The 21,502-nt window shown below is 58.0% G+C and carries 20 protein-coding genes; all 20 read left to right on the forward strand.

Annotation, left to right across the window (positions count from 1 at the left end; translation table 11 throughout):
- The first annotated feature begins 20 nt into the window (after positions 1–20).
- The 20 genes from B0G52_RS09315 to pgsA all read left to right on the forward strand — a co-directional run bounded on the left by B0G52_RS09315 (position 21) and on the right by pgsA (position 21,452).
- A complete protein-coding gene (locus tag B0G52_RS09315) occupies positions 21–1,301 on the forward strand; it encodes a M16 family metallopeptidase (protein ID WP_094043467.1) in 1,281 nt (426 codons plus the stop codon).
- On the forward strand, positions 1,264–1,707 hold the full coding sequence (gene dut, locus B0G52_RS09320; protein WP_094043469.1) for a dUTP diphosphatase: 444 nt from the start codon (positions 1,264–1,266) through the stop codon (positions 1,705–1,707). Before B0G52_RS09315 ends, dut begins: the two co-directional genes overlap by 38 nt.
- 470 nt (positions 1,708–2,177) lie before the next feature.
- Positions 2,178–3,077, forward strand: coding sequence for a dipicolinate synthase subunit DpsA (dpsA, locus tag B0G52_RS09325; RefSeq protein ID WP_094044025.1), 900 nt, complete (start codon positions 2,178–2,180; stop codon positions 3,075–3,077).
- On the forward strand, positions 3,074–3,670 hold the full coding sequence (locus B0G52_RS09330; protein ID WP_094043471.1) for a dipicolinate synthase subunit B: 597 nt from the start codon (positions 3,074–3,076) through the stop codon (positions 3,668–3,670). Before dpsA ends, B0G52_RS09330 begins: the two co-directional genes overlap by 4 nt.
- A 71-nt stretch (positions 3,671–3,741) precedes the next feature.
- On the forward strand, positions 3,742–4,974 hold the full coding sequence (dapG, locus tag B0G52_RS09335; protein ID WP_094043473.1) for an aspartate kinase: 1,233 nt from the start codon (positions 3,742–3,744) through the stop codon (positions 4,972–4,974).
- Positions 4,975–4,989: 15 nt separating this feature from the next.
- On the forward strand, positions 4,990–5,868 hold the full coding sequence (gene dapA / locus B0G52_RS09340) for a 4-hydroxy-tetrahydrodipicolinate synthase (RefSeq protein WP_094043475.1): 879 nt from the start codon (positions 4,990–4,992) through the stop codon (positions 5,866–5,868).
- 456 nt (positions 5,869–6,324) lie between these two features.
- Positions 6,325–8,004, forward strand: coding sequence for a ribonuclease J (locus B0G52_RS09345; protein WP_094043477.1), 1,680 nt, complete (start codon positions 6,325–6,327; stop codon positions 8,002–8,004).
- Between the two features lie 130 nt (positions 8,005–8,134).
- Entirely contained in the window at positions 8,135–8,890 is a 756-nt protein-coding gene (locus tag B0G52_RS09350) for a ClpP family protease (protein WP_094043479.1), read from the forward strand.
- Positions 8,887–9,159 carry a YlzJ-like family protein gene (locus B0G52_RS09355; RefSeq protein ID WP_094043481.1) on the forward strand — a complete coding sequence of 91 codons (273 nt, stop codon included), beginning with the start codon at positions 8,887–8,889 and terminating at the stop codon, positions 9,157–9,159. The genes B0G52_RS09350 and B0G52_RS09355 overlap by 4 nt, the downstream gene beginning before the upstream one ends.
- Positions 9,160–9,223: 64 nt before the next feature.
- Positions 9,224–12,133, forward strand: a complete 2,910-nt coding sequence (locus B0G52_RS36535; protein WP_094043483.1) for an FtsK/SpoIIIE family DNA translocase — start codon at positions 9,224–9,226, stop codon at positions 12,131–12,133.
- Between the two features lie 97 nt (positions 12,134–12,230).
- Entirely contained in the window at positions 12,231–13,025 is a 795-nt protein-coding gene (sleB, locus tag B0G52_RS09365) for a spore cortex-lytic enzyme (RefSeq protein WP_094043485.1), read from the forward strand.
- Between the two features lie 203 nt (positions 13,026–13,228).
- Positions 13,229–14,509: an EF-P 5-aminopentanol modification-associated protein YfmF gene (gene yfmF, locus B0G52_RS09370; protein ID WP_198960616.1), complete on the forward strand. Its 1,281-nt coding sequence runs from the start codon at positions 13,229–13,231 to the stop codon at positions 14,507–14,509.
- A gap of 2 nt (positions 14,510–14,511) precedes the next feature.
- Complete coding sequence (gene yfmH / locus B0G52_RS09375; RefSeq protein WP_094043489.1) at positions 14,512–15,792, forward strand: EF-P 5-aminopentanol modification-associated protein YfmH; 1,281 nt, start codon at positions 14,512–14,514, stop codon at positions 15,790–15,792.
- Positions 15,789–16,523: an elongation factor P 5-aminopentanone reductase gene (ymfI, locus tag B0G52_RS09380; protein ID WP_094043491.1), complete on the forward strand. Its 735-nt coding sequence runs from the start codon at positions 15,789–15,791 to the stop codon at positions 16,521–16,523. The genes yfmH and ymfI overlap by 4 nt, the downstream gene beginning before the upstream one ends.
- Before the next feature lie 165 nt (positions 16,524–16,688).
- A complete protein-coding gene (locus B0G52_RS09385; protein WP_094043493.1) occupies positions 16,689–16,943 on the forward strand; it encodes a DUF3243 domain-containing protein in 255 nt (84 codons plus the stop codon).
- A 224-nt stretch (positions 16,944–17,167) separates the two neighbouring features.
- Positions 17,168–17,938 (forward strand): DUF3388 domain-containing protein, encoded by a 771-nt coding sequence (locus B0G52_RS09390; protein ID WP_094043495.1) that lies wholly within the window; start codon positions 17,168–17,170, stop codon positions 17,936–17,938.
- A gap of 53 nt (positions 17,939–17,991) precedes the next feature.
- Positions 17,992–18,849 carry a RodZ domain-containing protein gene (locus B0G52_RS09395; RefSeq protein ID WP_094043497.1) on the forward strand — a complete coding sequence of 286 codons (858 nt, stop codon included), beginning with the start codon at positions 17,992–17,994 and terminating at the stop codon, positions 18,847–18,849.
- A gap of 122 nt (positions 18,850–18,971) precedes the next feature.
- Positions 18,972–19,463, forward strand: a complete 492-nt coding sequence (locus B0G52_RS09400) for a YajQ family cyclic di-GMP-binding protein (RefSeq protein ID WP_094043499.1) — start codon at positions 18,972–18,974, stop codon at positions 19,461–19,463.
- An 85-nt stretch (positions 19,464–19,548) separates the two neighbouring features.
- The gene (gene rimO, locus B0G52_RS09405) at positions 19,549–20,877 is read left to right on the forward strand and encodes a 30S ribosomal protein S12 methylthiotransferase RimO (protein ID WP_094043501.1); all 1,329 of its coding nucleotides are present in this window, start codon (positions 19,549–19,551) and stop codon (positions 20,875–20,877) included.
- Positions 20,874–21,452: a CDP-diacylglycerol--glycerol-3-phosphate 3-phosphatidyltransferase gene (gene pgsA / locus B0G52_RS09410; RefSeq protein WP_094043503.1), complete on the forward strand. Its 579-nt coding sequence runs from the start codon at positions 20,874–20,876 to the stop codon at positions 21,450–21,452. The genes rimO and pgsA overlap by 4 nt, the downstream gene beginning before the upstream one ends.
- Positions 21,453–21,502: the final 50 nt, after the last annotated feature.

The raw sequence follows: 21,502 nt of genomic DNA on the forward strand, positions 1-21,502 counted from the left end.
AGGCAAAGGGGGGAAGTCGGATGAACAAGTATACGCTGAAGAACGGCCTTCGCGTCATGATCGAAACGATTCCGACCTACCGTTCGGTTTCGTTCGGAATTTGGGTCAAGACCGGTTCCCGATACGAGAATACCGAAACTAACGGCATTTCCCATTTTATTGAACACATGCTGTTCAAAGGGACGAAGCGGCACAGCGCCAAAGATATCGCCGATCGCTTCGACGGAATCGGCGGCAACGTGAACGCCTTCACATCCAAAGAGTATACGTGCTACTACGCCAAAGTGCTCGACCAGCATCTGCCGATCGCGGTCGATATTTTATCGGATATGTTCTTCGAATCGCAGATGGCCGAGGAAGAGCTGGCCAAAGAAAAAAACGTGATCCTCGAAGAAATCTCCATGTACGAGGATACGCCGGACGACACGGTGCACGACTTGGCGTCGCGCGCCGCTTATCAGGATCATCCGCTTGCCTATTCCATACTGGGTACGGCGGAAAGCCTCAATCCGATGGGGCCGGATCATTTGCGCAAGTATATGAAAGAAAGATACCGCATCGACAATACGGTCATCAGCATCGCCGGCAACGTCGGGGAAGAAGTGCTTGAACTGCTGGAGCAGCATTTCGGACGGTTCGATGTTGTGGGCCAGGATTCGTCGCTGGAAGTTCCGGCCTTTCATTCCGGCGCGTTGTTTCATCGCAAGAAAACCGAGCAAAACCATCTTTGCTTGACGTTTCCCGGCTATTCGAGCAAAGCGCCGAACCTGTACGCGATGATTCTGCTCAACAATACGATCGGAGGCGGAATGAGCTCTCGCCTGTTCCAGGAAGTTCGCGAGAAGCGCGGCTTGGCCTATTCGGTCTATTCCTACCATACTTCCTATGCGGACAGCGGTCTGTTCACCGTGTATGCCGGAACCGCTCCCAAGCAGACGAAGGAAGTGTACGACATCACGATGGAGCTGCTCGGCGAGATCGCGGCCAACGGGCTAAGCGAGGCCGAGCTGCACAGAGGCAAGGAGCAGCTTAAGGGCAACCTGATCTTGAGCCTGGAGAGCACGAGCAGCCGCATGAACCGTTTGGGGAAAAACGAGCTGATGCTCGGGCGCCATTACACGCTGGACGAAATGCTGGCGCGCATCGATCAGGTCGAGATGTCCGATCTTCACGAAATTATGGTCTCCATGATGGCCCAGCCTTGCGCGGTCGCCTTGGTCGGAGCCGACAATAAAGTGTTGTCCGGAATCGGGAGGGAATTCATTGTATCCAATCCAGTTGAAGAGACTTCCGGGGAATGAGGATGTTTCATTGCCCCGTCAAATGTCCGAATGGGCTGCAGGTTTCGACTTGCATGCCGCCGTATCGGACCCCGTCGTTCTGGCGCCGGGTGAAAGGGCGTTGATTCCTACGGGATTCGCCATGGCGATGCCCAGAGAGCTGGAGGCGCAGATCCGCCCTCGCAGCGGTCTCGCCTACAAGCATGGAATCACCTGCTTGAACTCGCCGGGCACGATCGACGCCGATTATCGCGGCGAAGTGAAGGTTCTGCTCGTGAACCTCGGGCAGGAGCCGTTCACGATCGAGCGCGGAGAGCGCATCGCCCAGATGGTATTCCAGCGCGTTCCTCAAGTGATGCTGGAGGAAGTATCGGAGCTGTCCGACACCTCCCGCGGCGAAGGCGGCTTTGGCCACACGGGCAAGTAACAACAGCCCTAGCACACAGCAGAGCTGCAACTGAGCACCGCGATCGGTGCCTCTAAGAGCAGCTATACTGCAAAAGACAGCAAAGTTATCGCGCCGTTATGGCGCTTGACGGGCCAAACCGGGGCTCGCTCCTCCTTCGGGGGGCGGTCGCCCCTGAGTTTGGCTCTTTTCTTTGCCCGTACGGCCATTATCCCCGTCCCTCAGGCCCATGGGGCTCATTCTTCGTTGTTTCGCTTACCTTCATTCGTATCGCTATGACCACTATCCCCTTCACTCAGATGTCGGACCAGCCAAGCCGCTGTTCTCCGCGGACTTTGCTGCCCCATTTCTCCGTATAACCATTATCCCTTTTGTTCAGTTGCAGGTTAGCAGCGGCGATGTCGCAACGAGAGGAGAATTTGGTCGGCACCCCCCGGTGGGCGCATGCATACGATGTGCTATGCGAAGTATGCCGAGAGGAGGGGGCTGCGATACTTACGGGAGTTCAAGTCGTGCTTGCGGGTGGGGATGCCCGGCAGTTGGAAGTGATCCGTCAGTTAACGGAGAAGGACGCCTCGCTGACGATCGTCGGCTTCGACAGGCTGGATACCCCTTTTAGCGGAGCCGCCAAGGGGGATTGGTCCCCTGAGCTGTTGACGGAAGCGGATGCTCTCGTATTGCCGGCGGTAGGCACGGATGACGAGGGCGTCATCCCGACGTTGTTCACGGATCAGGAGCTGAAGCTGACGGACGCTCATGCGGCTGTGCTGCCGAAGGCAAGCAAGGTGATTACAGGGATGGCGAAGCCGTATCTCCGCAAGCTGTGCGAGAAACACAGAATCGAGCTTATCGAATTGTTCGAGAGGGACGACGTCGCCATCTACAACTCGATCCCGACGGCCGAAGGCGCGTTGATGATGGCCATTCAGAATACGGATATTACGATTCACGGCTCGAATTGCATCGTTCTCGGGCTGGGCAGAACGGGGTTTACGATGGCTCGGACGCTGCAGGCGTTAGGGGCGAAAGTGAAGGTCGGAGTGCGCCGGGATGAGATGTTCGCGCGCGCCTTCGAGATGGGTTTCGAGCCGTTCCACATGTCCGATTTGGCGCGTCAGGCGGGGAATATCGACTTGATTTTTAACACAATTCCGACTATGATAGTCACAGCGCAAGTGATCGCCCAACTCCCCCAGCGCGCATGTATTATCGACCTGGCTTCGAAGCCCGGAGGCACCGATTTTCGCTTCGCCGAGAAGCGCGGAATCAAGGCTCTTCTGGCACCCGGTCTGCCCGGAATCGTGGCACCGAAGACTGCCGGTCGAATCATCGCGAACAGTCTGACCCAGATTCTTCTGGGAGACAACCGACTACGGGGGAATCAACCATGAATTGGCAAGGAATCACGGTTGGGTACGCACTGTCCGGTTCTCATTGCACGCTCGAGGAGATCATGCCGCAGATCAAGCGCTTCGTGGATGCGGGCGCCAACGTTGTGCCGATCGTCTCGGCGACGATCATGACGACGGATACGAGATTCGGAACTTCGAGCCATTGGCAGCAATCTTTGCGTCAAATTACGGGCAACGAGATCATATCTTCTATAGTAGACGCCGAGCCGCTGGGGCCTTCCAAGCAGTTGGACGTTCTGACGATCGCGCCTTGCACGGGCAACACGACGAGCAAGCTGGCGAACGCGATGACGGACGGCCCGGTGCTGATGGCCGCGAAAGCGCAAATGCGCAATCAAAGACCGCTCGTGCTGGCGATTTCGACGAACGACGGGCTCGGGCTTAACGCCGCGAATATCGCCAAGCTGCTGATCATGAAGCATGTCTACTTCGTGCCGTTCGGACAGGACAATCCGATCGCCAAGCCGAACTCTCTCGTCGCGAGAATGGATCTCGTGATGGAGACTTGCGAGGCTGCGCTGCAAGGCAAGCAATTGCAACCTTTGCTCATAGAGCGTTTCACGCACGCTTGAGATAGAATTGCCGCATCGTCTGGTCTGTCTTTCTCTGATCTCCCACTGCAAAGATGAGCGGAGGAAACGGGATGGAACTGGTCGTGCAGAAATTCGGCGGGACGTCGCTGACCGACGAGCAAAGTCGGAGCCACGTCCTCCGTCATATTATCCGAGAGTACGAGGCCGGCGGCAATGTCGTCGTTGTCGTGTCGGCGATGGGGAGAAGCGGGGACGCGTACGCGACCGATTCTCTGCTTGAGCTGATTCGCCGCAACGGCGACTCGCTTCCCGAGCGGGAGAAGGATTTGCTGCTCTCCTGCGGCGAACTTATATCTGCAGCCGTGCTGTGCAGTCTGCTGCGGGCCGAAGGCATTCCTGCCGTCGCTCTGACGGGAGGACAGGCCGGCATTGTGACCGACGGCAACTTCGGCTCGGCCAGAATCGTCGAGATCGACTGTGATCGCATTCACAGGCATCTGTCCGCCAAGCAGGTCGTCATCGTCACCGGATTCCAAGGCATGACGAGGGACGGGGAGATGACGACGCTCGGAAGGGGCGGGAGCGATACGTCGGCGACGGCTCTGGGAGCGGCGCTGAAGGCGGATATCGTCGACATCTACACGGATGTGGACGGCATCTTGACCGCCGATCCGCGATGGGTGGCGAACGCAAGGCCTCTGGCGGCGGTCAGTTACGAGGAAATATGCAACATGGCCCAGAACGGAGCCAAAGTCATCCACCCCCGCGCCGTCGAACTCGCGATGAAAGCGGGCATTCCCGTTCGCGTCCGCTCGACGTTCTCGGACGGAGAGGGCACGCTGGTTACTTACGCGCAGGCTTTGCGAAGCAGAGGGATCTGGTACGATAAAACCGTAACCGGACTCGCTCACGTACGCGATGTCACGCAGCTGGCGGTGACCGATCTGGATGGGCCGGCGGATCTGCAACTGCGCGTCTTCCGCGCGATGGCTTCGCACGGAATCAGCGTAGACTTCATCAACGTGATGCCGACAGGCGTGCACTATACCGTCTCCGAGAAAGATACGCCGCTGGCGGTGAAGCTGCTGCGGGAGCTTGGTTTCGAGCCCCGCGTGCGCAGGGAATGCGCCAAAGTATCCGTCATCGGCGGCGGAATGAACGGCGAGCCGGGGGTAATGGCCGTTATCGTCGAAGCTTTGACCGACTCGGGCATCCCGATTCTGCAATCCGCCGATTCCAACACGACGATCTGGGTGCTGATCGCCCAGCAGGATTTGGCGGCAGCGCTGCAGGCTCTGCATACGGCATTCGGGCTTCATCTCTCTCCGGTCGGGGGAAATTAGAGGAGGAAATTGGGAATGGGTTTCGGTCGTTTGATTACTGCAATGGTCACTCCTTTTGACGAAAATTTGAACATCGATTGGGATACGACGGCGAAATTAATCGATTATTTGATCGACGAGCAAAAAACCGACAGTTTGGTCGTCTCCGGAACGACGGGAGAATCTCCGACGCTGACGGACGACGAGAAGGTGGCTCTGTTCCGCTTCGCGGTAAAACACGCGGCGGGCCGCTGCAAAATCATCGCCGGGGCGGGCAGCAACGAAACGGCTCACTCCGTCCATCTGACGAGAAAAGCCGAGGAAGCCGGCGTGGACGGCATTCTCCTCGTTGCTCCTTACTATAACAAGCCGAGCCAGGAAGGCATCTATCAGCATTTCCGCACGATCGCCGAAGCGACGACGCTGCCGATTATTTTGTACAATGTGCCGTCTCGCACCGTTGTCAGCGTCTCCGCGGAAACGACGCTTCGTTTGGCGCAAATTCCGAACATCGTCGCTACGAAGGAATGCGCTTCCCTGGAGCAGATGACGGAGATCGTCGCGAACGCTCCGGAAGGATTCGTGCTGTACAGCGGGGACGACGGAGTGACGCTGCCGACGCTGTCGGTGGGCGGTCACGGAATCATCAGCGTGGCCAGTCACGTTGTCGGCGCGCAGATGAAGGACCTGATCGCTGCGTATTTGGACGGCCGAGTGCAGGAAGCGCAGGCGATCAACGCCAAGCTGTTCCCGGTATTCAAAGGGCTGTTCAACTGTCCGCATCCGGTGCCGAACCCTGTGGCGGTCAAGTACGCGCTCTCCTTGCGCGGATTGCCGGTAGGCGGAGTGCGCTTGCCTCTCGTGTCGACGACCGAGGCGGAAGAGAAGTTTCTGCAAAACTTGCTGAACGGATAATCGAGGCTTTTCGGTTGCTTGGAATCTCTAGGGCGTGTATGCATACACGGCCTAGAGAACCGATGTCCTCCGGGCATCGGTTTTCGTGTTACATAACCTTCTTGTTTTTCCTGAATTGCTTCATGTATAATGATTGAGAGTGATTGGGTGCGGCAAATTTTTTAAGTGCGAGTTCAAAAAGTTCGGTTTTCAGCACCGAGGCTGGTCGTTCGCCTTACGGCGAACTGCTCGCCCATGCATCCTGGAAGGTTGGATGAAGACCGTTGATGAGGAACGCTAGTAAAGCGTAGTGGAAGCTACGTGAGCACCGAAGAGACGGCTGAATTCAAGATTCGATGTCGAGTCTGCTTCCCGAGAGGCTTCGTGATCAAAAACGGACTTTTTGAACTACCTCTTTAAGCAAATTGAAAACTTCATATCGATCGGGTGCGTCGAATGATCTAGGAGGTACTAGTAGTGTCAAAGAAAAACATCCAAGACAAATTACTGATTTTCGCGCTCGGCGGAGTCGGCGAAATCGGCAAAAACATGTATTGCATCCAGTATGGCAACGACATTGTCGTTGTTGACGCTGGATTAAAATTCCCGGAAGAGGAAATGCTCGGAATCGACGTCGTCATCCCGGATATCGCTTATCTGCTGGAAAATCGCGATAAGGTGAAGGCGATCCTGCTGACGCACGGTCACGAGGATCATATCGGCGGACTGCCTTACGTATTGAAGCAGTTAAACGTACCGATCTACGGAACGAAGCTGACGCTCGGCTTGGTCGAAAACAAGCTGAAGGAAGCCGGACTGCTCGGAGATACGAAGCGTCACTTGATCAACGAGGAGACGGAGCTGACGTTCGGAACGATCAAAGCGAGCTTCTTCCGCACGAACCACAGCATCCCCGATTCCGTGGGCGTATGCTTGGAAACGCCGGAAGGCAACGTCGTTCATACGGGCGACTTCAAATTCGACCACACGCCGGTGAACGACCAGTTCGCCGACTTGCAAAGAATGGCCGAGATCGGCAGCCGGGGCGTCCTGGCGCTTCTGTCCGACAGCACCAACGCGGAGCGCGCCGGATATACGCCGTCCGAAAGCAACATCGGCAAAGAGTTCGAATCGCTCTTCCGCAGCGCGAAGCAGCGCGTCGTCGTGGCGACGTTCGCTTCGAACGTGCACCGGATCCAGCAAGTCATTAATGCGGCTGCTGAGACGCGCCGCAAAATGACGGTCATCGGCCGCAGCATGGTGAACGTTGTCGGCATCGCTTCCGAGCTGGGCTACCTGAACATTCCGGAAGGCATGCTGATCGAGCCTGAGGAAGTGAACAAGCTGCCGGCGGACCGCGTCGTCATTCTGTCGACGGGAAGCCAAGGCGAGCCAATGTCTGCGCTTACGCGGATGGCGCGTTCCACGCACCGCAAGGTGGACATCCTTCCGGGCGATACGGTCATCATCGCGGCGACGCCGATTCCGGGCAACGAGAAATACGTCGGAAGAACGGTCGACGAGCTGATGAGACTCGGAGCGCACGTCATCTACGGACCTGGCTCGATCTCGGGCGTTCACGTATCCGGACACGGCAGCCAGGAAGAGCTGAAGCTGATGCTGAACCTGATGAAGCCGGAATACTTCATTCCGATTCACGGGGAATACAGAATGCTTCGCCATCACGGCTTGCTGGGCGAACAAGTCGGCGTTCCGAAGGAAAATATTTTCCTGCTGGACAACGGCGATACGGTCGAAATCCAGAACGGCGTCGCGCGCAAAGGCGGCAAAGTCCCTGCGGGCAACGTGCTGATCGACGGTCTCGGAGTCGGAGACGTCGGCAACATCGTGCTTCGCGACCGCAAGCTCCTGTCCCAGGACGGCATCCTTGTCGTCGTCGTGACGCTGAGCAAGCAGGACGGCACGATTCTGTCCGGTCCGGACATCATCTCGCGAGGCTTCGTCTACGTTCGCGAATCGGAAGGGTTGTTGGAAGAGGCGAACCGCATCGTGACGAGCACGCTGCACAAGCTGATGAACGACAACGTGAACGAATGGGCGTCGCTCAAGACGAACGTCAAGGACGCGCTCGGCCGTTTCCTGTACGAACAAACAAGAAGAAGACCGATGATCCTGCCGATCATCATGGAAGTATAGAAATACAAACCCACACTCGTCTAAAAACCGTTTTCCACCGCTTCGGCGGCCGGAAGGCGGTTTTTTTTATCCGAAAAGCCCATACTATGTCAAGCCGTTAACCTATCGGGAGTATCGGAGGCTTGATGAGATGAGCGATAAAGAAAAGCCCGACCAGACGTCGGAGCAGCCGGGGCCGCCGTCGGAGGAAGCCCGCAAGCCGTCGGCGACGGAAGCGGTCGTGCAACTCGGCCAGACGACGGTTCCTTCGGCCGAGAGCAATGTTTTCTGCTTGACGATTATCGGACAGATCGAGGGGCATCTGATTTTGCCTCCGCAGAACAAGACGACGAAGTATGAGCATGTCATTCCGCAGTTGATCGCGGCCGAACAAAATCCGAAAATCGAAGGGCTGCTTATCGTGCTTAATACGGTCGGAGGAGACGTGGAGGCGGGGCTTGCGATCGCGGAGATGATCTCGTCTCTGACGAAGCCTTCCGTAGCGCTCGTGTTGGGCGGGGGTCACTCGATCGGTGTGCCGATCGCCGTATCGGCCGACGCTTCTTACATCGCGGAGACGGCGACGATGACGATTCATCCGATTCGGATGAACGGGCTCGTCATCGGGGTGCCGCAGACGTTCGATTATTTGGAGAAAATGCAGGAGCGGGTCACTCGCTTCGTAATTGGTCATTCGAAAGTTTCGGAGCAGACGTTCAAGGAATTGATGTTCAAAACCGGGGAACTGACTCGGGATATCGGTACGACGGTGATCGGCCAGGATGCGGTGAAGCACGGCCTGATCGACGCGGTCGGAGGCGTCGGCGACGCGCTGCGCGAGCTGAACCGCCGCATTAATGAACGCAAGGTTAAGGCCGGAGCGAAGGAAGGGGCGATCGTGCAATGACGATCTATACGGCGATGCCTCTGGAGCTCGTGCTCGACGGCATGGGGAACGAGCCCGGCCCGTTCGTGGAAACGACGATTAAAGGCATGACGGTCCAACTCGTCCCGGTGGCCCCGGGAGTCGGGCGGATCGTCCGGCTGCTGTCGGCTCCGCTGGACTGTTATTTGAAGACGGAGTATGCGCCGGGACAATTGATCGGCTATATGCCGCAAGACGAGCCGATTCCCCCGGCTTCGAGCCTCTACGACGTTCCCCGCTTGGGCATGTAGGTCGGAGCGGTCATGCCAACCTCCCGTCAACTGTGATATAATGTTGAACCGGGAGGTGGCAAATTTGGCCAAGCGCAGGAAGAAGCGGGCCTCGTTCGCGGCAAGCTTGAAATACGAAATTTACGGCATTGTACTCATTACGTTATCCGTTATTGCCATCTCCGGCGAAGCCGCGGTAGGTCGATCTCTATCCAAGCTGTTCGGATTTTTGCTTGGCAAGCATTATTATTTGCTCGCTCTGGCCGGCATCTGGTTCGGCTTATATGTCATGGTCAAGCGGACGTGGCCGAGAGGATGGACGGCGAGACGTTCCGGCTTCGTGCTCGTTTCTCTGATTATGACGCTATGGAGCGCGATGGCTTCGATCGACAGCAGTCTCGGGGTATTGGAGGCCATTACGCCGTCAGGCATCGTCAACCAAACGATGAATCAATTAAAGGAGCTGCTCTGGCAGGCGCCCTCGGTGGACAACATCAAAGTATTTAACGTCGACGTCGGCGGAGGGATGCTGGGAGCGCTTCAATATTCCGTGCTGTACTGGCTGTTCGGCTATTACGGCGCGAAGTTCGTGCTGATCATCGAGATCGCGATTGCGTTCATGCTCGTGACGAACCGTTCGTACGTGGAAATCGGGCGTTCGGTGCGTCTGTTCCTCATGAGAGTGATGCCGCTCGTGGCGGCGCGATTCTCTTCGGGGCGCAAGCTGTTGTCGATCAAAGCGATTCCGGTTCAAGGAGCCGGCCGCAGAGGAAGGGGCGGGGCAGCGGCGAGAGCCGCAGCGGAACCTGCCGCTCAACAAGCGCCGATCGTGGCCGACGACGGTATGGAAGAACCTTCGCTTATTCCCGTTCCGCGGAAAACGCCGCTGTTTTTCCAACTGTTCCACGGAAAGTCCGACAAAGAGTACGACGCTTCCCAGGAGGAGTATTGGGCCGAGGAGGAGCCGCTTCCATTCGCGGCGAAAGATACTCAGCCGACGTTCCGGAATCCGATCAAAATCCGTACGGGCGTTCACCGCCGTACGGATATGCCCCCGGCGCAGGAAGCAGACGTTCCGGCTTCGGCCGCGGCGGTTGCGGGAATGGCTGGAGGAGCGGCTGGAGGAGCGGCAGCAGGAGCGGCCGGGGCAACGACCGCAATGGCCGGCTTCGCCGCGGCGGAGCCGGAGCGGGAAACGGAAGAGGCGTATATGCCTCGTTTCACCGATTTTACGGCGCAAACCTATGCGGACGAACCTCAAGATGAAGACCGGGAGACGCGCGCCGACGACGAGTCGCAGCCATGGTCCGGTTCTTACGATGAAGGAGAAGACGGGCCGTATGCGTTCCCGAGGCCGACGGATGAGGCCGGCGGGATACATAACGAAGCGGAGTCCGCCTGGCCTGTCGGAGAAGAAGGCGACCCGGACGAGGAGCCGAACGGAGCCGAAACGGGGCGAAGCGCCTCCGGCGGCTCGGGCGCCTCGGCGGGTTCGATCTCGGCCGCCGCGGCGGGAGACGGCGAGGCCGGGACAGCGGCGCCTAAGCCGGTCAAGAAGCTGCCGAAGCCGTACAAGCTGCCGACGGTCAGCCTGCTGGACAAGCCGAGCGGGGGCGGAAAATCCGGCAATCCGTCGGATTACATGAACACGGCGCGCAAGCTGGAAGCGACGCTGGAGAGCTTCGGCGTCCGGGCGAAGGTGCTGGACGTGGCCAGAGGCCCTGCCGTAACGCGGTATGAGCTGCAGCCGGATACGGGCGTTAAGGTGAGCCGGATCGTCAGTCTGACGGACGACATCGCGCTGGCGCTGGCTGCGAAGGATATTCGGATGGAAGCGCCGATCCCTGGCAAGTCGGCGATCGGCATCGAGGTGCCGAACAACGAGGTCAGCGTCGTGACGCTGCGCGAGGTGCTGGAGACGCAGCCGTTCCAGGAGTCGCAGGCGAAGCTGACGATCGCGTTCGGCCGCGACATCTCGGGTCAGCCGATCGTCGGCAACCTGGCGAGAATGCCGCACTTGCTCGTCGCCGGAGCGACCGGCTCGGGCAAATCGGTGTGCATCAACGGCATCATTACGAGCTTGCTGTACAAGGCGAAGCCGGAAGAGGTCAAGTTTCTGATGATCGACCCGAAGATGGTCGAGCTGAACGTCTACAACGGCATTCCGCATCTGCTCGCCCCGGTCGTGACGGACCCGCGGAGAGCGTCTCTCGCCTTGAAGAAAATCGTCGTGGAGATGGAGAAGCGCTACGAGAAGTTCTCCAAATCGGGAACGCGCAACATCGAGGGCTACAACGCGCTTATGCTGAGCGGCAACAATCCGGACGCGGTGCTGCCTTATATCGTCGTCATCGTGGACGAGCTTGCCGACTTGATGATGGTAGCGGCTGGAGACGTCGAGGACGCGATCTGCCGTCTGGCGCAGATGGCGCGGGCGTCGGGCATCCACTTGATCATCGCGACGCAGCGGCCGTCCGTAGACGTCATCACCGGCGTGATCAAGGCGAATATTCCGAGCCGGATCGCATTCGGGGTGTCGTCGCAGGTGGATTCGCGGACGATACTCGATATGGTTGGAGCGGAGAAGCTGCTCGGCCGCGGGGACATGCTGTTCCTGCCGATGGGCGCGTCCAAGCCGATCCGCGTGCAAGGCGCTTTCTTGTCGGATAACGAGGTGGAATCGGTCGTCGGATACTGCCGCGGGCAAGCGGAAGCGGAATACAACGAAGAGCTGGTGCCGGAGATCGACGACAGCGCGGCGGACGAACCGGACGAAATCATCGACGAACTGTTCGATCAGGCGGTGCAGATCGTGCTGGAAGCGAAGCAGGCTTCCGTATCGCTGCTGCAAAGGCGCATGCGCATCGGCTATACGCGCGCCGCGAGGCTGATCGATACGATGGAAGCCAAAGGCGTCGTCGGCCCGTACGAGGGCAGCAAGCCGCGCGAGGTGCTGATGACGATGGAGCAATACCAGCAGCGGATTCCTTCCTGATTCGAAGCAAAGCAGTAAAAATGGGTATAAGAGGCTAACGCCTTTCTCATACTAACGGTCGAAGACCTAACATGTATGCAGAAAGGCGTGACCTTAGGTGAGTTATCGTCTCGTGATCGTAACGGTATGCGTCGTATTCGGCTTGCTGGGATTATATACATTGCAGCACCATACCCAAACGAGGGAAACGTTCAGCAATGCGATCCTCAAGCAAGGCTCCTCGGGCAAGGACATTTACGAGCTGCAGGGGCGATTAAAGGCTCTGGGCTACTATAACGGCAAAGTGGACGGGGACTTCGGATCGAAAACGAAAAACGCCGTCACCTGGTTCCAATGGAAGTTCGGCATGAAGTCGGACGGCGTCGTCGGACCGAAGACGAAGCTGAAGCTGTGGCAGGCGACGAAGGACTGGAAGCCGACGGCGGAAGAAGTGCATCCTTCCGACAGGACGGGAGGCAGCGGCGGCGAGACCGCCAGAACGGACAGCGGCGGCGGAGGCGGAGGCAACAATCTGCCCGCCTCCAGCAATCTCGGCCTGTCCGAGAAAGATCTGAAAATTATGGCCAATGCGGTATACGGGGAAGCCCGGGGCGAACCGTACGAAGGGCAGGTCGCTGTAGCCGCGGTCATTCTTAACCGGATGAAGTCTTCGGAGTTTCCGAATACGGCTTCCGGCGTCATTTTCCAACCGGGGGCGTTCACGGCGGTAGCGGACGGACAAATTTACTTGACGCCCAACGAGAAAGCCTACAAAGCGGTGAAGGACGCGATCAGCGGCTGGGATCCGAGCGACGGCTGCCTCTATTACTTCAATCCCGTCACGGCGACTTCCAAGTGGATCTGGACGCGTCCGCAATACAAGACGATCGGCAAGCATATTTTCTGCAGATAATTCCGCCAGTCGGCCCATGCAAGTCAAGGCAACCAACCCGCGTTCGCAGCGACGCGGTTGGTTGTTGTTATTTTCGGAGGTTTCCGGTTCCGTACCGGGGTTTGGGCCAGGAATTTGCTTCCTGTTCGTCCAATCAGGTAGAATGGGGCTGAAATGCCGCGATCCGCGGCGGGCTGCGATTATGATTAAAGGAGCATGAGATCATGTCCGAACAGTTCCAAAGAGGCTTATTGGGGCGACTGCGGCTGCACGTGCTGCCCACGAAACGCTTCAAAACGTTCGCGCTGTCGTTGTTCGCGGGCGTCCCATTATCGGAAGAGCGCGTCACGTCTGTCGCGTTGACCCCGTTCGTGCTCAGGCGCGGAACGCAATCCTATCCGGAGACGATCTCCTTCAGGGAACGGTTGGACGATCTGTACGGAGCGGGCTTCGGCTTCGATCTGTACAAGAGAGGCGACCATCAGATCGTCCAGTTTCGGCTTGACATGATCAACGACCGTTTCGTGTCGTCTTCGCAGTCGCTGCTTGGGGAGGCGATGGCTTTCCTGGGCGAGGTGCTGACCGCTCCGGCGCTTGAGGACGGCCGGTTCAAGGCGAAATACGTGGAAGCGGAGAAGACGACGGTCTCCAAGCGGATCGACGCGATCATTAACGACAAGATCCGTTACGCGGCGGAGCGCTGCGTGGAGGAAATGTGCAAGGACGAACCGTTCCGGCTTCTGGCTCTGGGGAAAAAGGATCAACTGGCCGAGTACGATGCCGCCAAGCTGTACGAAGCGTATCGGAACTGGCTGCAGGAGGCTTCCTTCGATCTATATGTGTCTGGCGATACGACGCTGGAAGAGGTTCAGGCGTTGGCAGAGAAGGCGTTCCGGCTTCCCGCAGGGCAGCCTGCGGCCTATACGAAGCCCGAGCTCAGGACGGCGCGTCCGGAAGTTCAGACGATCGTCGAGCGGCTGGACGTCGGACAGGGCAAGCTGAATATGGGACTTCGCGTCGGGGCGACCTACGGCAGCGACCAATACGCTTCGCTCCTCGTCTACAACGGTCTTCTAGGCGGTTTTCCGCATTCGAAGCTGTTCGTGAACGTGCGCGAGAAGGCGAGTCTCGCCTACTACGCCTCGTCGCGGCTGGACGGCCACAAAGGCATTATGACGCTGCAATCGGGCATCGAGATCGCCAATTACGAGAAGGCGGTGCAGATCATCAAGGAGCAGCTCGAGGCGATGAAGAAAGGCGAGTTCGCGGAAGAAGATCTGCGGCGGACGCAGGCGATGATCGTCGGTCAGCTGCGGGAGCTGCAGGACTCGGCGTTCGAGAGAATCGCCTTCGACTTCAGCAACGTTATCTCCGGGGCTGAGCGGACGGGCGACAGCTTCATCGCCGAGATTATGGCGGTGACGCCGCAGATGGCGACGGAAGCGGCGCAAGGCGTCGCGCTGGATACGATCTACTTCCTGCGGGACCGGAAGGAGGAGGGGTGAGCATGGCGAAGCAAGCTTATCCGAAGCTGCAGGAGACGCTGTGGCACGAGAAGCTGGACAACGGCCTGGAAGTGTTCGTGCTGCCCAAGCCCGGCTTCACGAAGACGTACGCGACGTTCACGACGAAGTACGGTTCGGTGGACAATCACTTTACGCGCCCGGACGGCGAGACGATCAAGGTGCCGGACGGCATCGCCCATTTCCTCGAGCACAAAATGTTCGAAGAGCCGGACGGCGACATTTTCTCCAAGTTCGCTTCCCAGGGCGCTTCCGCGAACGCGTATACGAGCTTCGACCGAACCGTGTATTTGTTTACCGCGACCGGCGAGGTGGAGGCGAACCTGGATACGCTGCTGCACTTCGTGCAAAATCCTTATTTTACGGACGAGAACGTGGAAAAGGAAAAGGGCATTATCGTGCAGGAGATCGACATGTACAAGGACAACCCGGATTGGCGAGTCTATTTCGGGCTGATCGAGGCGTTATACGACAAGCATCCGGTGCATATCGATATCGCCGGCACGGCCGATTCGGTCCGCTCGATTACGAAGGAAATGCTGTACGACTGCTACAATACGTTCTATCACCCGTCGAACATGACTCTGTTCGTCGTCGGCGGAGTCGATCCGGAGGAGACGCTGGCCCGCGTCAGGAAGGATCAGGCGGGCAAGTCGTTCCCTCCCGGCGGGGAAATCAAGCGGCACTTCGAGCAGGAACCTCCGCAAGCGAAGCAGGATCGCAAGGAGCTGCAGCTTCCCGTATCGCTGCCGAAATGCTTGTTCGGATTTAAAGACGATCCGCACGGCGGAGACGATGCGGTGCGCCGCGAGCTGGCTTCCAAGCTCATGCTGGACGCGGTGCTCGGTTCCAGCACGGCGCTGTATCAGCAGCTGTACGACGAAAACCTGATCTCCGACGGCTTCGGCCATGAGTACAACACCGGGCCGGGCTACGCGTTCTCGATGATCGGCGGAGAAACCCGCGATCCCGACGAATTGGTGTCGCGGGTCAGCGAAGCGCTGTACGCGGCCGCTCGCGACGGCATCGCACCGGAAATATTCGAGCGAGCGCGGCGCAAGAAGATCGGGGCGTTCCTGCGGATGATGAACAGTCCGGAATCGATCGCCAGCGAGTTCACCCGATACCGCCATCGGGGCGGTGATCTGTTCGCCGTCGTCGAAATCTATGAGAGTCTGACGCTGGAGGAGATCAACGAGCGGGCCAAGGAGCATGCCCGTCCCGACCGCCGGGCGATCTCGATCGTGAGGAGCGGCACGGATTGAAGCGCGTCGCGCTGGTGACGGGCGCCTCCCGCGGCATCGGAGCCGCGGTCGCCCGTCAGCTCGCGGCGGACGGAGCGGACGTCGCCCTGCAGTATTATGCGGCCGCGGAAGCCGCGGAGGCGGTGGCGGCCGACTGCCGCAGCTGCGGCGCTGAAGCTGCGGCGCTGCAAGCCGACTTGCGGTCGCGGACGGCGGTCGCGGAGCTGAAGGAGCGGCTGGACCGGCTGGGCTGGACGCCGAACGTCGTCGTACACTGCGCCGGACTGGCTCACTACGGCTTGCTCGAAGATACGGAGGAGCGGATTTGGGACGATCTGATGAGCGTGAACCTGAAAGGCGCGTATGATCTCGCCCGACATTTCGGCCCTTCGATGCGATGGGGCAGATGGGGACGCTTTGTCCTGCTCTCGAGCATTTGGGGGGAGAGCGGGGCGGCGGGCGAAGCGATATACGCTGCGACCAAAGGCGGTCTGAACGCGTTCGCGAAATCGCTGGCCCGGGAGTGGGCTCCTGCCGGCGTCACCGTGAACGCGATCAGCCCCGGCGCGATCGAGACGGATATGCTGGGCGCGCTCGACTCCGAAGACAGGCGGACGCTGTGCGAGGAAATCCCGGCGGGCAGGTTGGGTCGGCCGGAGGAAGTGGCGCAGCTGGTGCGATATCTCGTGTCGGACGAAGCGGGTTACGTGACGGGGCAGACGCTCGGTCTGAACGGCGGCTGGCGGATGTAGCGGCGGCAGGAGACGCGGTCTGTACGACCGCGGCAGGAGCAAGATGCAGTCGAGCGGAGAAGGCGGACTGAACGCGAGGATGGGCAGACGATGAGAATAAAATCCCCCAGCGACGGGCATATTACCGTTGGGCGATTTTATTTCAACCCGCAAGGAGGCTGCTCAATGTCAACCGTACTCAGCAATTTCGACACTTGGAAGAAGTTTTTGGGCGATCGCGTGGAAGCGGCCAAACGGCTCGGGATCAGCGAAGACGCCATCTCTAAGCTGGCTTACGAAATCGGCGAGTTTCTGGATCAGAAGGTCGATCCGAAAAATGACGAGGAGCGGGTTCTGAAAGAGCTCTGGGACGTCGGCGACGACTCGGAGCGCAAAACGATGGCCCGGTTGATGGTGAAGTTGGCGGACAGCAGCACTTAAGCAGCATCATAGCTCGGGAAAGCCCCTGCACGGGGGCTTTTCTGTCCATATGGACGTTTGCCGAACTTTCGAATTTTATAGGACTTTCGGAGTAATAATCCGTTTTATTTTGCAGGATAATGAGGAGCGTTGTAGAATAAAGGAGAAGAGCAAACAAAACGGAATAATCGTCACCGACGTTATCCATATTGGCATTATTTTCCGTAATTTGAACGAGGTGCAGGATGGAACCCAAACAATGGTACATGGAATACAAAATTCATAAAAACCGTCCGGGCCTGCTCGGCGATATCGCTTCATTGCTTGGGATGCTGGAAGTGAACATTCTGACGATCAATGGCGTGGAAGACCGAACCCGGGGAATGCTCCTGCAAACCGACGACGAAGAGAAGATTGAACTGCTCGGCAAGATGCTTCGCAAAGTCGACAACATTACCGTCAACAAGCTGCGTCAACCTAAGCTGACCGATATTTTGGCCGTGCGCCACGGCCGCTACATCGAACGGGATTCGGACGACAAGAAGACGTTTCGGTTCACTCGGGACGAGCTGGGACTTCTGGTCGATTTTCTCGGAGAGCTGTTCAAGAGGGAAGGGAACCAGACGATCGGGCTCAGAGGGATGCCGCGCGTCGGCAAGACGGAATCGATCATCGCGGGCAGCGTATGCGCGAACAAGCGCTGGGCGTTCGTCTCTTCGACGTTGCTCAGGCAGACGGTCAGAAGCCAATTGTCCGAGGACGAGATGCATCCGAACAACGTCTTTATCATCGACGGCATCGTCAGCACGATCCGCTCGAACGAGAAGCATTACGCGCTGTTGCAGGAGATTATGGCCATGCCTTCGACGAAGGTCATCGAGCATCCGGACATTTTCGTAAGGGAGTCGCAATTCGATTACGACGTGTTCGATTGCATCGTGGAGCTCCGCAATACGCCGGACGAAGAAATTACATATGAGAAGTTTACGACAGCCGGGCTCGGCGACGACTTCTAAAAACAAGACAAGCGACATAATGAAACGTATCATGAAGCCGGGAGGTGAGAGGCATGTCCGATTTGGGCGCTTTGCTGCGTAAAGCGCGAGAGCAGCGCGGATATACGCTGGACGATATTCAAGAGTACACGAAAATTCGTAAAAGATATCTGGAAGCGATCGAAACGGGCGAATACAAAGTGCTCCCGGGGTCTTTTTATGTGCGTGCATTCGTGAAAACGTACGCAGAGACGGTCGGGCTGGATGCGGAAGAGGTGCTTCGCCTCTATCACCGGGAGCTGCCGCAGCCTCCTTCGTCGGAGACGGCTATTCCCGAGCCGATGATCAAGCCGAGGCGCAGAAGCGTGCAGCATAACGATCGGTGGGGCAAAGTCGCCGTATCGCTGCTGATGTGGGCATTTCCGATTTTGATCGTCGCCGTTATTTACGTATACTGGACCAATAATAAAGATCCGGATACGAGAGAGCTGAATCCGAACCCGCCGATTTCGACGGAAACGGCGTCTCCGAGCGTGCCGTCCGCGACGCCAAGCGTAACGCCTTCCGAGACCCTGTCTCCGACGCCGTCGATCGAGCCGGTTACGCTGACCTTCGTCAAGAAAGTCGGCAGCGTGAACTATTACGACGTTGCGCCGGGAACCGGACATCAGCTCAAATTGGAGGTTTCCGGCCGGGCGTGGATCGAGGTGCGCGAGAACAATCGGAACGGAACCGTGAAGTTCTCCAAAAACGTATCCGGGCCGGATACGCTGACTTTCGACTTGACGGTCCCGCTTTACGTGAACGTCGGCCGAACCGATCTCGTCGAATTTTTCGTGGATGATGCGACGTTCGACGACGGCAACGCTTCGGGCTCGACGAAATACATTTTTACCCCGGTTGCCGCAGGCGCGTCCGAAGGAACGGAATGACGCGTTCGACCCTGCCTGAGACAGACCGAGCCCTCTGCGGAGGGCTTTTTGTTTTAATCCGGGGGATTAGTCGTGATATAATAAAGCCATAAATGGGTAATAGATGAAAGGAAGAGGATCACATGGCATCGGAATACTCGTTCGACGTCGTATCGAAAGTGGACATGCAGGAAATGAACAATGCGGTTCAGCAAGCGCTGAAGGAAATCGAAACCCGATTCGATTTCAAAGGGAGCAAGAGCGACATCAAGCTGGAGGACGTTCAATTGACCGTGCTCTCGGACAGCGACTTCAAGCTGCAAAGCGTGGTCGACATTCTTCAGTCGAAAATGATCAAACGAGGCGTGCCGATTCTGAACCTCGACTACGGCAAGATCGAACCGGCTTCCGGAGGCACGGTGCGTCAGGTGATCAAGCTGAGGCAGGGGATCGACCAGGAGAACGCGAAGAAGATCAACGTGCTGATCCGCGATTCCAAGCTGAAGGTCAAGAGCCAGATCCAGGGCGATCAGCTTAGGGTTACCGGCAAAAGCAAGGACGACTTGCAATCGGTGATGTCGCTGCTTAAAGGCGCGGGATTGCCGCTGGAGCTGCAATTCACGAACTATCGTTAACCGTGCCTGCTTTTGACACCGTTCGGCGGGTTCGTTTATACTGTTGTGGATATCACAACGGACGTACGTTTGGGGGAAGTCATCGATGGTAGAGAAAGTCAGCGTCGTCACGCTGGGTTGCGAGAAGAACTTGGTCGACTCCGAGATTATGTCGGGACTCGTCCACCAGAGAGGCTTCAAGCTGGTAGAGAAGCCGGAGGACGCGACGGTCGTTATCGTAAATACGTGCGGGTTCATCGACGCCGCGAAGGAAGAGTCGGTGAACACGATTTTGAATCTGGCGGAGCTGAAAGAGACGTCCCGTCTTAAGGCGCTCATCGTGTCGGGCTGTCTGACGCAGCGCTACAAGAAGGAACTGATGGACGAGATGCCGGAGATCGACGGGATCGTCGGAACGGGCGATTTCCATCGTATCAACGACATCATCGACGAGGCGCTGCGCGGAACGAAACCGGTCTACGTCGGCAATCCCGTGTTCAACTACGAAGAAGCGATGCCGAGAATTCTGAGCACGGCGCGCCACACGGCGTTCGTCAAGATCGCCGAGGGCTGCGATAACGCGTGCACATTCTGCAGCATTCCGATCATGCGGGGCAAATTCCGCAGCCGCTCTATCGAATCGATTCTGGCGGAGGTAGAGAATCTCGCGAAGCAGGGCGTTAAGGAAGTCAGCCTGATCGCGCAGGATTCTACGAATTACGGCACCGACCTGTACGAAGGGTTCAGGCTGCCGGAACTGCTGAACCGGGTAAGCGAAGTGCCGGGCATCGAGTGGGTGCGCCTGCATTATGCCTATCCGGGCTTCTTCACGGACGAGCTGATCGAGACGATCGCGGCCAACCCGAAAGTATGCGACTATATCGATATGCCGCTGCAGCACAGCGAGGACGCGATTCTGAAGAGAATGCGCCGCCCGGGCCGGCAGCGCGACGTACGCGAGCTGATCGGCAAAATCCGCGCGCGTATTCCGGATGCGGCTCTGCGCACGTCGATGATCGTCGGCTTCCCGGGAGAGACGGACGAGGAGTTCGAGAGGCTGTGCGACTTTGTCCGCGAGATGAAGTTCGACCGGCTTGGCGTGTTTACGTATTCCCAAGAGGAAGATACGCCGGCGAATCGGCTGCCGAACCAGGTGCCGGACGAAGTGAAGCAGTTCCGCGCCAATACGCTGATGGAGATTCAGCGCGAGGTTGCCAACGAGAACGCGGCCAAATATGTCGGACGCACGATCGACGTGCTGGTGGAGCGCTATGACGGCCGCAGCGACGTCTATATCGGCCGCAGCCAATACGATGCGCCTGAAGTTGACGGGGAAGTGTTCATTACGAACTGTCCCGTGGAGATCGGTCAGATGAGCAAGGTTCGGATTACCCATGCGTACGAGTACGATTTGTCAGGGGAGGGAATCGCGTGAACCTCGCAAACCGGATCACGCTTGCCAGAATCTTTCTCGTGCCGATCGTCACGATCTTCCTGTTGGTCAAGTTGAACTTGGGATCGCTCACGATCGGCGAGTATTCGATTTCCTACAACCAAGTGTGCGCGCTTCTGCTGTTTATCATCGCGGCGAGCACGGACGGATTGGACGGCTATATCGCGCGCAAGCGCAAAATCGTGACGAATCTCGGCAAGCTGCTCGATCCGCTCGCGGACAAGCTGCTGATGGCCGCCGTCCTGATCGCTTTAGTCGAGATGGAGAAGCTGGGCGCTTGGGTGGCGATTATCATCATCAGCCGCGAATGGGCGGTAACGGGGCTTCGGCAGGTCGCGCTGCTGGAAGGGGCGGTGCTCGCCGCCAGCAAATGGGGCAAATGGAAAACGGCGATTCAGATCACGATGATTATCGTGCTGCTGTTGAACAATTTTCCGTTTAACTTCATCGATCTGCGCATCGACCTCGTCGTCGTGTGGGCGGCCGTGCTGATCACCGTCTATTCGGGCGTCGACTACTTCCTGAAAAACAAAAATCTGATTCCGGTCTCGGACTGAGCGGGGCGGCCTTCGGGCTCGTCCGCGGCTTCGTCCGGACCTCATGGGGT

It is taken from the genome of Cohnella sp. SGD-V74, assembly GCF_003001675.1.
Lineage (GTDB): Bacteria > Bacillota > Bacilli > Paenibacillales > Paenibacillaceae > Cohnella.